The organism is uncultured Sunxiuqinia sp., from assembly GCF_947495665.1.
GTDB classification, from domain to species: Bacteria; Bacteroidota; Bacteroidia; order Bacteroidales; family Prolixibacteraceae; genus Sunxiuqinia; species Sunxiuqinia rutila.
In genome coordinates, this window is sequence record NZ_CANLZV010000002.1 from 261720 (window position 1) to 274440 (window position 12721).

General features: G+C 44.5%; 8 protein-coding genes. 4 read left to right on the forward strand and 4 right to left on the reverse strand.

Annotation, left to right across the window (positions count from 1 at the left end; all coding sequences use genetic code 11):
- Positions 1 to 3: 3 nt before the first annotated feature.
- The 3 genes from gyrB to Q1A18_RS03995 all read right to left on the reverse strand — a co-directional run bounded on the left by gyrB (position 4) and on the right by Q1A18_RS03995 (position 7188).
- Positions 4 to 1968, reverse strand: a complete 1965-nt coding sequence (gene gyrB / locus Q1A18_RS03985; protein ID WP_299577616.1) for a DNA topoisomerase (ATP-hydrolyzing) subunit B — start codon at positions 1966 to 1968, stop codon at positions 4 to 6.
- Between the two features lie 349 nt (positions 1969 to 2317).
- Positions 2318 to 4114 (reverse strand): hypothetical protein, encoded by a 1797-nt coding sequence (locus Q1A18_RS03990; RefSeq protein WP_299577618.1) that lies wholly within the window; start codon positions 4112 to 4114, stop codon positions 2318 to 2320.
- Between the two features lie 8 nt (positions 4115 to 4122).
- Positions 4123 to 7188, reverse strand: coding sequence for a tetratricopeptide repeat protein (locus Q1A18_RS03995; RefSeq protein ID WP_299577620.1), 3066 nt, complete (start codon positions 7186 to 7188; stop codon positions 4123 to 4125).
- Positions 7189 to 7346: 158 nt separating this feature from the next.
- Here Q1A18_RS03995 and Q1A18_RS04000 point away from each other — a divergent pair, with 158 nt between their 5' ends.
- Positions 7347 to 8063, forward strand: a complete 717-nt coding sequence (locus tag Q1A18_RS04000) for an ATP-binding cassette domain-containing protein (RefSeq protein ID WP_299577622.1) — start codon at positions 7347 to 7349, stop codon at positions 8061 to 8063.
- A 249-nt stretch (positions 8064 to 8312) separates the two neighbouring features.
- On the forward strand, positions 8313 to 9536 hold the full coding sequence (locus Q1A18_RS04005) for a DUF6051 family protein (protein ID WP_299577624.1): 1224 nt from the start codon (positions 8313 to 8315) through the stop codon (positions 9534 to 9536).
- A gap of 7 nt (positions 9537 to 9543) precedes the next feature.
- Here Q1A18_RS04005 and Q1A18_RS04010 read toward each other — a convergent pair whose 3' ends face one another.
- Positions 9544 to 10653, reverse strand: coding sequence for a glycosyltransferase (locus tag Q1A18_RS04010; protein WP_299577626.1), 1110 nt, complete (start codon positions 10651 to 10653; stop codon positions 9544 to 9546).
- A gap of 70 nt (positions 10654 to 10723) precedes the next feature.
- On the opposite strand from Q1A18_RS04010, the gene murB reads away from it, so the two are divergent.
- Both murB and Q1A18_RS04020 read left to right on the forward strand, forming a co-directional pair.
- Positions 10724 to 11740 carry a UDP-N-acetylmuramate dehydrogenase gene (gene murB, locus Q1A18_RS04015; protein WP_299577628.1) on the forward strand — a complete coding sequence of 339 codons (1017 nt, stop codon included), beginning with the start codon at positions 10724 to 10726 and terminating at the stop codon, positions 11738 to 11740.
- A 106-nt stretch (positions 11741 to 11846) separates the two neighbouring features.
- Positions 11847 to 12710, forward strand: a complete 864-nt coding sequence (locus Q1A18_RS04020; protein WP_299577630.1) for an alpha/beta hydrolase family protein — start codon at positions 11847 to 11849, stop codon at positions 12708 to 12710.
- Positions 12711 to 12721: the final 11 nt, after the last annotated feature.

The following is a 12721-nucleotide window of genomic DNA, read 5'->3' on the forward strand; positions in this document are numbered from 1 at the left end:
TAATTAAGCATCAATGTTGGCATAGATCGCATGGTCTTCGATGAATTTCCGGCGTGGAGGAACTTCATCACCCATGAGCATACTGAAAACGTGATCAGCTTCTGCTGCATTTTCAATCGTCACCTGGCGAAGTGTCCGGCGCTCCGGATCCATGGTTGTTGACCACAGTTGTTCTGCGTTCATCTCTCCAAGACCTTTATAACGTTGGGTGTGTACTTGTGATTCTTTTCCGTCAGCCCACTCGTTAATCAGCTGTAAGCGTTGCTGCTCGCTCCATGCGTATGATTCGCGTTTACCCTTTTTAACCAAGTATAAAGGTGGAGTCGCAATGTACAGGTAACCTTCTTTAATCAGGTCTCTCATAAAGCGGAAGAAGAAAGTCATAATCAAGGTGGCAATGTGGCTTCCGTCCACGTCGGCATCCGTCATGATGATGATCTTGTGGTAACGAATTTTGCTCATGTTCAGTGCTTTGCTGTCTTCCTCGGTTCCGATAGACACCCCAAGTGCAGTGAAGATATTGCGAATCTCTTCGCTTTCAAACACTTTATGCTGCATGGCTTTTTCCACGTTCAGAATCTTTCCTCTCAAGGGAAGGATTGCCTGGAAGCGACGGTTACGTCCTTGCTTGGCTGTTCCACCTGCCGAGTCTCCCTCGACCAGGTAAATCTCGCATTGTGACGGGTCTTTGTCCGAACAGTCGGCCAGTTTTCCGGGTAGTCCGCCGCCAGTCATCACGTTTTTACGCTGAACCAGTTCGCGGGCTTTACGTGCCGCATGACGCGCTTGTGCAGCAAGAATAACTTTGTTTACAATGGCGCGCGCTGCTTTAGGGTTTTCTTCCAGATAGTTGGCGAGCATTTCACTTACCGCCTGATCTACAGGAAGACTGATTTCGGAGTTTCCTAATTTGGTTTTAGTCTGTCCTTCAAACTGTGGCTCTTGTACTTTTACTGAAACAACAGCCGTCAGCCCTTCGCGGAAGTCATCACCACTAATGTCAAATTTCAATTTTGAAAGCATGCCTGAAGTTTCGGCGTATCCTTTCAAGGTGCGAGTCAACCCACGACGAAATCCGGTGAGGTGTGTTCCTCCTTCAATGGTGTTGATGTTGTTGACATACGAATGGATGTTTTCTGAGAAGGATGTGTTGTAATGCAAGGCAATTTCAACAGGAACTCCGGCTTTTTCAGAGGAAATATGAATCGTTTCCTCAATCAGCCTTTCCCGGGTATGATCCAGAAATTCAACAAACTCTTTCAACCCTTCTTCCGAATAGAAGTTGTCCATTTTGTAGTTTCCTTCTTCATCCTGTTCCCGCTTGTCGATCAATATCAGCCGGATTCCAGCATTCAAGAATGCCAGTTCGCGCAGACGCGCAGATAAAATTTCGTATTTGTAAGTGGTAGTCAGGAAAATGGAATCATCGGGCTTGAATGTTACGATGGTTCCTGATTTTTCCGTTTGTCCAATTTCTTTAACATCGTACTGAGGAATTCCTTTGCGGTATTCCTGTTGGTAGACTTTTCCATTGCGGTGCACTTCGGCAATCAATTGTGTTGAAAGCGCGTTCACACAGGAAACACCCACTCCGTGCAATCCCCCGGATACCTTATAACTGTCTTTGTCGAATTTACCTCCGGCGTGAAGCACGGTCATTACGATTTCAAGGGCAGACTTATTTTCTTTGGTATGGTTTTCCGTGGGAATACCACGACCGTCATCGGTAACGGTGATTGAATTATCTTCGTTGATAATAACCTCAATGTTGTTACAATACCCTGCAAGGGCTTCGTCGATGGAGTTGTCAATAACTTCATAGACCAAGTGGTGAAGTCCTTTTTCGTTTACATCTCCAATGTACATCGCCGGACGCTTGCGTACTGCCTCCAAACCCTCCAGTACCTGAATACTGTCTGCAGAATAACTTCCGTTGTCTCTATTCTGCTTGTTTTCTAATTCACTCATCTATTGTATGTTTATTTTTATCAAAAAATACCTCATTCATCTTGTGTGAATGATGAATAATTGGTTGGCTTCAGGTTAATTAGCCTGTTGCCATTTGGTTGTTGATCAAATTGGGCTGATATGAGAAAAAGTGTCTAATTTACAGTTGATTAAAAGTTGTCTTTTGTCTCAAAATCACAACTCACAAATATAAGAAAAATATGCTTAAAACCGACTGAAAAAGCCCGTAGAAAAAGGCATTTTTTTCTACGGGCTTTTTGCGTGTAATTGCCAGTTTATGAGTGGTTTAATCTGGTTTTTGTTTGGGGGTGATATTTATCACCTCCATTTTATCAGAGTCTTGCTCTAGTTAAAATGAAAAACTGGCGCCAATTAGTAAATTGAGGCCTTGTTGTGAGTAGCCAAGCCAGTTTTCATATTTCTGGAACGCAACATTGTTCATGCGTCCCCAGAAGCTAAGATTGGGGCTGTATTGGTACTCAACGCCTACGTTTAGGTCAACATAGGAGCCAAGCGTATGGATGGTTCTGTTTACCTCTTGAGGACCAACGGTTGATTCCATTGGGAAGTAGAGCTCGTTTTGCTCAAGTGCTTTCCGTTCCCCCTTAAAGAAAATGTCGGCGTTAAACTTCAAGGGTCCTTCCGGGTTGATAATTGTTGATAGCGTCAGCTCAAAATCGGGTTTGTTATAGGCTTCTTCCAGCGAATCCAAGGTATAGGAAAAGTAGTTGGCTTGTAAATGAAAGTTGACCAATTCAGATGCTGTGTAATAAAACTCAGCGCCTAAAGTTACCTGCTTCAGGTCGTCGTAAAGAACATCAAACGTGTTTGAACGGGTAACAGTTGGCAGATCAATTACCGGTGATACCGGCGGAATGATCGTTTTCGTGTTGATCAGGTAAAAGTGTTCGTCTTTAATGTTGGCATATTCGGCCTGAAAGCGGTAGTTGAGCTTTGGTGTGAACTTTCCTTTAATACCTCCGGAAAGGATGTAACGGTACTCGGTGTTGCGAATATCCTGCGTTGGGGTGACAAACCGGTTCTCCGCAGCGATAACCGAATAGTGGTTCTGCTCTAGGCGTCCGTCAATGGCAGCAAACAGGGTCATTGTATTTTCGATGGGTGACCAGTCAGCCTTGATGTTCGGCGTCACCAGTATGCGTGCATCATCATCGTCATCTAAAAGAGTGAAAGCGTTTAAGCCCAATTGTAATTTTGCCAGGTCAGCTTGCAGCAAAAAGGCTGGGCTCAAATCAATTCGGATTTGTTGCTTGTCGCCATAATCTTCTGTAATTTCTTTAATAACTCCATCGGTTTTCAGGAAGGACACGGAGGCATCCAGAAGTCCTTGGTAGCTGTCGTAATCTTTTTGGCGTGACGTTCCCAGTTTGATGTAGTTCTCGGTCTGGTCGGTTTTGGTTCCGAAGTGATGGAAGTATAAATCTACGCCATAGTTCATGTCTGCACGCGAGTCTTCATCGTTGTTCAGGTTAAGCTGAATCCCGCCTTTCGAAAAGGCCTGATCTTCATTCCAGTAAGGGAAAAGCAGCTCTTTGTCTGCATCTGGAAGTGCTTCTCCGGTGTAACCGTAATAGCGATGTGCATGCCGATTGAAAAACAGCTTGGTGTTCAGGCTTGACCGTTTGAAAAAGTGCTTGGTGAATAGTTCAACGCCATTTTCGCTGTGCGGAGCATCCACTTTGTCGTCATTCTCCAGCTTGACCGAACCATGTGAGGAAAGGTGCTTAAAATGCATGCCTAAAATGGCGTTTTTCCCGGCTTGGGTGTTAAAAAACAATTCGCCGTAAGGAGTCATGTAATTTCCAAATCCGGCTTTTAGCAATCCTTTGCCAAGCTCTGCCTGAGGTTCGCCCACCATTTCCGCAGCAGGTACGGGTTCTACTTCAAAAGTGCTGAAAACAGGCTGTGCGTTGATTTGATAATTAAATACCGGCTTGTCGCGTTTTTCGTCCTGAACTTTAGGGATGTCATTGATTTTAAAAACATCTGAAACGCTTGGTTGGTATGCTTTTACTACCTCTACTTCTTGGGTTAGTGTGGTGTCCTGTTGTGCTGTTGCCAGGTTGCAGCTCAACACGGTTAATAGAAAAGCAGGGATATAATTAAGATATGATTGGCTCATCATGCTTGTTTTTACTGTTCGTTAATGTTGATTTTCATTGGGCTTTTGCCATCTTGCTCTTGCTGTGCTTCCAGGTTTTCCAGATGCTGCAGCTTAGCATGGGCTGTTTCAATGATGCCGTCATCGGTTTCGGGGTAGTTTTCAATAATGCTCTTGATGGTGTGCCGGGCCTGAAAATGGTCGCCTTGGCTCAGGTAAATGTCAGAAAGCAAAATGAAGCTTTTGGCTAGCCAATATTGATGAGGCGTGTTTTTCGAGATAAAGTCCATCACTTGCTCTTCGGCTTCCGGTAGTTTATTTTTTGCAACCAGAATCTCCGCTAACAGGTATTTGGCTTCTGCTCCTTCTTCTGACTTGGTGTCTTCGGCCAGGTTGCCTAGTACCGGAAGTGCTTCGTCCAGTTGCTTGGTTTGGTAGTACGACTTAGCCAGTTTGTATTGGGCTTCCCGCTTTAATATGTCGGTTAACTTTTCTGAACTTAAAAGCATTTTGGCTGCTTCGATGCAGGCCGGATAGTTGGCCAGTTTATACTGGCAACGCATTCTACCGGCACGAGCCCGAAGCAGGTTCCATTGCGTGTTGGAAATCTGCTCCAGCTGTTCGTAGTAGCTCAGGGCTTGTTCGAAGTTTGAGGCATTGAATTGTAGTTCTGACGCTTTTTCGAGGGCTGGTTCTGTGAAAATATTATCGCCTTGACCGAGCACATATTCATAGTTTTTTAGTGCCAGTGCATATTCCTTGTCTGCATAGCGCTTTTCGCCCAGGTAGAACTGCGCGTTTACGCTGAAGCTTCCCTTGGGATATTGACGCAGATACCTCTCCAGTTGCTGTTTGGCATTTTCGTCGCGGGCCATATACAGTTTTTCTGCTGCCAAATAGGTCAGCGAGTCTTGTTCCGAAACTGAAACCTGGGCGCCTGAACCGAGGCGTTGGGTGTAGGCAAAATAAGCATCAATATTATTCAGCTCAACGTAGTTGTTTTTGATGCCAATTAAAGCTGACTGGGCTTCCGGGCTGTTCGGGTATTCTTCAACCACTTGCTTATAGGCTTCAAGAGATTGGTTGAACTCCGACTGGTTGTACAGCACCAGACCAAGTTGCAGAATTGCTTTGGTTCGGTAGCTGCTCTGCGGGTAATCGTTAATGATGTCGCGGTAATAGCCTTCAGCAACCTTGAGTTGGCCTGTTCGGTCGTAGGTCCGGCCCAGTTCATACATGGCGTCATCAACCAGCGATGAATTTGGGAAGGTTTGAATCAAGGTGCGCAGGTTGCTGATTTTTTGATTTTGCTCACGCTGAATGCCCAAACAAATGGCTTTTTGAAACAGCGCGTAATCCGGATCGTATTGTTTCAACCGGTAAGCTTGCTCGTAATTCTTGATGGCCTTGCCATAATCACGACTGACAAAATACGAATCTCCCAAACGATTGAATGCATCAGCCACTTTCTGGCCTTCTTCTTCACTGGTCGAATTCAGGAATGTTTGAAAAGACTGGCTGGCGTTGCTGTAATTCTTTTCCTTGAAATAGGCGTAGCCCAAGTTGTAATATACGTTCTGAAACTCAGATCGAGCCTTGGCTCCCGGCGTTTTTAAAAACTGATTGAAGCCACTGATTGCCTGCTGGTAATTCTCCAGCCGGTAATTAGCCTCCGCTTTCCAGAATAACGCTCCGGCTTTGATGTCGGAGCTGGCAGCTGCATTTTCAAGCGATTGGTCGAACAATGCAATTGCAGGTTTATAGCGCAGGTTGTTGAACAGCTCCAGTCCTCGGAAAAAGGTAACGCGCTGGTAGGCTTTTTTTACCGCCGGGCTTTTTACTTGAATTTTTTCAATCGATTCAATGGCTTCCTTGTAATTGTTGGTACTCATGTAAACATTGACCAAGTAATCATAGGCGGCGTCATTGCGCTCCGAATTGGCATAAAGCGAAATGTATTTGTCAAAAGCCTTGATGGTTTCATTGAAAGGAGAGTACGAAAGTTCGTATGTTATTTTAGCGTAGTTAAACAACGCATCTTCTTTTATTTCAGGGTTGAAATCTAGCTCGGAAGCCGACTCGAAAGCAATTCGGGCTTTGTCTTTTTGGTTGGTTCTGATGTAGCTGTCAGCCAAATGGTAATAGGCGTTTTGTGCTAACTCGTCTTTGCCACGTGAAGCGTTTTCAAGCGGGGAAATGGATTTTTCATACTGACGGGTTTGGTAATAGCAATAGCCAAGCATGTAGCTTTCTTCGCGCAGCTTACTTTCGGTAAATTCAAAGTAGGCTTCGAAATACGGAATGGCCTTGTCGAAGTTCTTCAGGTGAAAATAGCTGTTTGCAATAATTTTGGCCAGCTCTGGTTTTTTATCTTCGGAAACTTCGTCCAACAAAGGGATCGTAAACTCAATCACCTTTTCGTATTGCGCACGCTTGTAATAAATCTGGCTCATGTAAAACGGAATTACTTCCGCAAAAGCCGGATTGTCTTTCAGCTTGTTAAACTCCGAAAGGGCTGCATCGTAGTCTTCTTTTAAATACTGAATGTGTGCCCAGTAGTATTTGGCAGGCCCTGCATACAGGTTGTTGGTATCCTTGATTTTTTCAAACTCATTTTCGGCTAGTTGGTGCTTTTCGGTTTGAAAAAAAGCATAGCCTTTTTGGTAGTGAACCTTGATTTGATCTTCCGAACTCAGGGTTTTGCCCTGAATGTTTTGGTAAGAACGAAGCATCTGGGCGTATTTCCCCTTGTTAAACTGACTGCTTCCAAGTTCGAACCAAGCCTTGTTGGCGTAGGGACTGACCGGGTTTTCGGCAATGAAACTTTCGATCAGTTCTTCGCCATTTTTAGCATTCAGGCGCAGCGCGCTGAGTGCCATGTAGAATTTGGCTTCAGACTGGATCTCGGAACCAGCCTCTGCTTGTTCGGCAATGGATGCAAATTGCTGCTGGGCAACAATGAATTTATCTTTTTCGAAAAGCTCTTTAGCTTGATGGATCTCGGCTTCGAGAGAAGGATAATAAGCTGTTTCTTGCGCTAAGGCGGTAACAATGAGGGTGCTCCACAATAGTGTGAACAGCAAAATTCTTGTTCTCATAGACTTTGTTTTATTTTTTGCATAAAAATAGCGATTCTGTTTGCTTTTCAAGCGGAATAATGCATTGATTTCTTAACAAAAAACTGTTTATTCCCGGGCTTTATTATTTGGTTGTTTAAAAAAAATTAGTTTTGTACTGAGTAACCAAAATCAGCTCTATGAACTCCGAATCTATTATTTCACTACAGGGTGTCGATGTTTTTCAGCAGGACCAGTTGATCTTAAGTCAAGTTAATCTGGATGTTAAAGCGGGAGAATTTGTGTATTTAATTGGCAAGGTAGGCAGTGGAAAATCGAGCTTGATTAAGCTTTTGAATGCAGAACTGGACCTGTATACCGGCCAGGCGCAGGTAGCAGGCTTTAATTTGGGTAAGCTGAAGCGGTCCGAAGTTCCGTTTTTAAGACGGAAGTTGGGAGTTATTTTCCAGGATTTCCGGTTGCTGACTGATCGAAATGTTCACGATAACCTGTCGTTTGTGTTGAAAGCAACTGGCTGGAAAGTAGAACGAGCCATTGAAAATCGTATCAATGAAGTGATGGAACGGGTGGGGATGAAGTCGAAACTGAAAAGCATGCCCCATCAACTTTCCGGAGGAGAGCAGCAACGCATTGTTATTGCACGGGCTATTCTGAACGATCCTGACATCATTCTGGCCGATGAGCCTACGGGCAATTTGGATCCGGAAACCTCGGATGAACTGATGAGTATTTTTAAAGAAATCAATGAGCAGGGCAAGACCATCCTGGTGGCTACCCATGATTACCATATTTTAAATCGTTATCCGGCACGTACCTTGGTTTGCGGTGAGCAAAAGGTAAGCGACTCTTCAAAAACTGAAAGCGAAGTTGATTTTTCAGAATTGCTGGAGGACTAAGCGGATCGCAAGGCATCTTCCGGCTTATTTTGCAACTTATGTTGCATAATTGGGCGGGCTTTCAGCTGCTTCATTCAAGGTGAATTTTATACATTAGCTACACACTAATTGGAGATTTCCAGTTGGAGGAACAGACGTTTCTCAAAACTGCAAAATCCGAAATTAGGAGAAGGTGAATTCCTCTTTCTGAATCACGTTTCATTGTTTAATAATCAGCCGTGCCTTTTGGGCACGTTAATGTCTAGTACCATGAATTACCTTGATTCTTATCAAAAGCTTAGGGCTGTTTTAGCATTGGAGAGCAACCGGATTGAATTTGAAAACCTGGATATTTACAAGCAGGATTTCCACTCAAAATCACAGCGATTGCTTCCAGGCGAAGAGCATTATTCCTGTAAAGAACACGATGAAGAATTCTATACGCCACAAACTTTTTTCAATGATTTGGGAACCATTGATGGCCAGATTTACAGGCATGATGTGGATATTCAGGAAAATGAGCGGTTTTTTTACCGGGTATTTATGCCGAAAGGAATGAAGCGTGCAAAATGCGCCATTTTCCTTTTTCATGGGTTCAACGAAAAAAATTGGGACAAATACTTGCCCTGGGCCCATTTTCTGGCAGAGCAAACCCAGTGTGCTGTCATTTTATTCCCCATCGCTTTTCACATGAACCGGACGTTGTCGGTTTGGAGCGATAAACGAAAGATGTTTTTATTGAGCGAAAAACGGAAGGAAATGTTTCCCAACGTGGTGAACTCATCGCTTTCCAATGTGGCCATCAGCCTGCGTTTGCATGCCCGCCCGCAACGGTTCATCTGGTCAGGCTTACAAACCTACTACGATGTGATTCAGTTGATGGAAGAGTGCAAGCGGGGAGATCATCCACTGATTGCACCCGATGCGCGTTTTCATATTGTGGCTTACTCCATTGGCTGTTTACTGGCCGAAATTCTGAAGCTGAGCAATTACAACAATTACTTTGAAAAATCGAAGTTGTGCTTGTTCTGCGGAGGGGCTGTTTTTAACCGGTTGTCGCCCGTTTCAAAATACATATTGGACAGCGAGGCCAACATTGCTTTGTACACATACATGGTGGAGCATATCGAAAAACATATGGAGCACAACCCGCATCTAAAACATTATTTAAATGGACCGCACCTGGAAGGTCAGGTGTTTTATTCAATGCTTGACTATAAAGTGAAGCGGGCTTATCGTGAAGAATTATTTCAAAACGTGAGTTCCGATTTGATGGCGATTTCCTTAAAGCAAGATACGATTATCCCATCCTACGAAATTGTAAACACTTTACAAGGGGCTGCGCGCGATATCCCGATTCCGGTTGAGATTCTTGATTTTCCATTTGATTACGATCATGTAAGTCCTTTCCCATTTACCGAAAAAAACAAGGAATTGATTGACGTGGAATTTAAGCGTGTTTTTGGAAAGATTGCCAGTTTCATCAATCGCTAAAGGTGTATCAGCGAAGGTCACGAAAGATATCTTCGAGTATTTTTTCTTCGTGTTCCCAGCACAAATCGCGGGCAGCCAGTGGAAGATTTTCAATCCATTGTTCGCGGAGGTCGCGGTTAAACAAGGCCTCCTGAAGCTGTTTGGCTAAAACTTCAGGATCATGTTTCTCCAGAATCATCCCGATCTGGTAAGCTTCCACAATGGCTCTCATCTCCGGCAGGTTGCTTACCAAAACGGGCACCTGCTGCTGGATGTAGTCGAACAACTTGTTGGGGAGTGCATAGCGGTAATTCAGCCCCAAGTCTTCCTCGATGGATAAGCCCAGGTGTGCTTGTGCTGTGAGGTATTTGAGTTCCTGCAAAGGGATTTTGCCCATAAAGCTAACCCGGTCAGCCAGCTTTAGGTCGGCAACCAGCTTTTTCAATGGCAGGGTAATGTCGCCATCTCCGACAATCAACAAACGAGCGCCTTTGAGGTGTTGCATGGCTTTGATTGCATATTCAAGCCCGCGCCCAATGTTTAAAGCGCCTTGATAGAGAATCAGTTTTCGCTCATCTGCAGTCAGGCTTTTTTCTGGCGGAACCATTAATAGTTCTTCGCGGTGGGGCAGGTTGCGAACCACCCGAAAAGGGGTGCCATACTTTTTTTGATACAAGCGGGCAATGGACTCAGATACCGTGTAGGCTTTTGAAATTTTAGGAAGAATGAGTCTTTCAATGGCCCGCCAAAAGGCTTTTTTCCCAGGGCGGTTAAGCAACTCCGGCACTTCTGTAAATAGCTCGTGACTGTCGTAAACCAGGGGCTTTCCTTTTAGTTTTGAAATCAGGAAATTGGCCGGTAAGGTATCCAGGTCATTGGCTAAAAAGACATCTCCTTTCCGAAGGCGTAAAAACCAAAAGAGCCGGATGTTGTATTCGGCATAAAAAAGCGGGCCTTTTTTGAAGAAAAGCTTGAGACGTTTGGTTTTATAGGGACGATGACCCAACTTGGAGCTACCGGGAAGTTTGCGTCCAACCAGCACCACCTTAAAATTCATCTTCAGGAGGGTAAGAGCTACTTTATGCACCCGGCTATCGGTAACTAAATCATTCGTAACAGAAAGAATAACTTTTTTCAACGGGCTTTTTACTTTTTTACAAAATAAACGAAATTGAAACAGCTTCTATTATCTTTGCCCAAAAAATTCTATGATCCGCTTTTTTGAAGACTTTTCCTTAAAAAACTACAATACATTTGGCATTGATGCCAAAGCCCGTTTCTTTTTTGAGTTCACTGAATTAGACGATTTGACTGAGTTTCTGGAACAAAATACCAGCTGGCGGGAAGAGCAGCTTTTGTTACTTGGTGGAGGAAGCAACCTGCTTTTAGTGCATGATTTCGATGGCTTGGTTATTCATCCTAATGTGCCGGGGGTGCAAGTGGTGCGTGAAACCCGAAACCAGGTGTGGTTGGAGGTTGGCGCCGGTGAAGATTGGGATCGTTTTGTGGATTATTGTGTGAAGTCTGAATTTTATGGACTGGAAAACTTATCGCTGATTCCGGGAACTGTGGGAGCAGCACCTGTCCAGAATATTGGGGCTTATGGAGTAGAAGTGAAAGACTACATTGATACAGTGAATGGCTTTGATCTGGAAACCATGACCAGCTATTCCATTCCGGCCGAAGAGTGTCGGTTTGCTTATCGGAACAGTATTTTCAAGAATGAATTGAAAAACCGCTTCATCGTTTCTTCTGTTGTTTTTCGCCTGGAGAAATTTCCGGAATTTAAGCTGGATTATGGCAGCCTGAAAGCTGAAGTGGAAAAACGCGGCGAACTGCATCCTTTGCACGTTCGTGAGGCAGTGGTTGCTATTCGTCAGTCCAAACTTCCGGATCCGATGGAATTGGGCAATGCCGGAAGTTTTTTTAAGAATCCGGTGGTAGATGCCGAACTGGCTGAAAAGCTGAAGGCAGATTACCCGGGAATGCCTGCTTATCCGGCAGAAGACGGAAAGGTTAAACTGGCCGCTGGATGGTTGATTGAGCAGTGTGGATGGAAAGGCTTTCGGGAGGGCGATGCCGGCGTGCATGAGCATCAGGCGCTGGTGTTGGTGAATTACGGTTCGGCCACGGGAGAGGAGTTGTTTCAGCTTGCTGAACGAATCAAAAGTTCCGTAGCCGATCGGTTTGGGGTTGAGCTTGAGCCCGAGGCCAACATTTTGTAACCGGTTAAAGATCGGTTAAACGGAGAATTGGACTGTTTAACGACATGCTGTCTTCTCTTTTGCCAACGAAATTGTATCTTTCGATTGTAAACCAACTATAGAAATCATGATGAGAAATTTTTTCACACTGCTTTTCTTGGGTTTGTCTGCATCCCTGTTTGCACAAACTGGAAAAGTATTCGACAAGCTTTCTTTAAAAAGTGAGATCCTGAATATGGATCGCAACTACGCCATTTATCTGCCACCTGATTATGAAACTTCGGAGCGCAGCTATCCGGTTTTGTATTTGCTTCATGGAGCAGGTGATGATCAGACGGGCTGGGTTCAGTTTGGCGAAGTGTTGCGTATTGCTGATGAAGCCATTCTGAACGGTTCGGCCACAGCGATGATTATTGTTATGCCGGATGCCAATACGGGGCAGCGTGGTTATTTTAACAACATCAAAGGAGACTGGCGTTACGAAGATTTCTTTTTCAGTGAGTTGATGCCTCATGTAGAAAAGAAATACCGGATTAAAAGTGAAAAGCGCTACCGGGCCATTGCCGGACTCTCCATGGGTGGTGGCGGTACTTTCATGTACGCCATGCATCATCCTGAGTTATTTTCGTCGGCTTGTCCGTTGAGTGCAGCCATGGGGCCGGTAACTAAAGCAGATGCCCGGAAATACTATGAGCGCTGGGGTGAAACGGGCGCTACGGATGAGGAAATCGAAGCTTACTATCAAAAGTACAGTGCCTTGGCTTTAATTGAGAGCATGCCGGAAGATCAAAAAAACGCGGTGCGCTGGTTTATTGATTGCGGCGATGATGATTTTCTGTTTGAAGGAAATTCACTGGTGCACATTGCCATGCGTAAAAAAGGAATTCCGCATGAATTTCGCATTCGGCAAGGAGGTCACACCTGGACTTACTGGCGCGAGTCATTGCCAGTAGTCCTGTCATTTATATCAGACGCTTTTCATCAATATTAAAATTGAAGATT

Bases quoted from the DNA above. Each gene is read 5' to 3' on its own strand.
- gyrB (WP_299577616.1), bottom strand. From the start codon at position 1,968: ATGAGTGAATTAGAAAACAAGCAGAATAGAGACAACGGAAGTTATTCT.
- Q1A18_RS03995 (WP_299577620.1), bottom strand. From the start codon at position 7,188: ATGAGAACAAGAATTTTGCTGTTCACACTATTGTGGAGCACCCTCATT.
- murB (WP_299577628.1), top strand. From the start codon at position 10,724: ATGATCCGCTTTTTTGAAGACTTTTCCTTAAAAAACTACAATACATTT.
- Q1A18_RS04000 (WP_299577622.1), top strand. From the start codon at position 7,347: ATGAACTCCGAATCTATTATTTCACTACAGGGTGTCGATGTTTTTCAG.
- Q1A18_RS03990 (WP_299577618.1), bottom strand. From the start codon at position 4,114: ATGATGAGCCAATCATATCTTAATTATATCCCTGCTTTTCTATTAACC.
- Q1A18_RS04020 (WP_299577630.1), top strand. From the start codon at position 11,847: ATGATGAGAAATTTTTTCACACTGCTTTTCTTGGGTTTGTCTGCATCC.
- Q1A18_RS04005 (WP_299577624.1), top strand. From the start codon at position 8,313: ATGAATTACCTTGATTCTTATCAAAAGCTTAGGGCTGTTTTAGCATTG.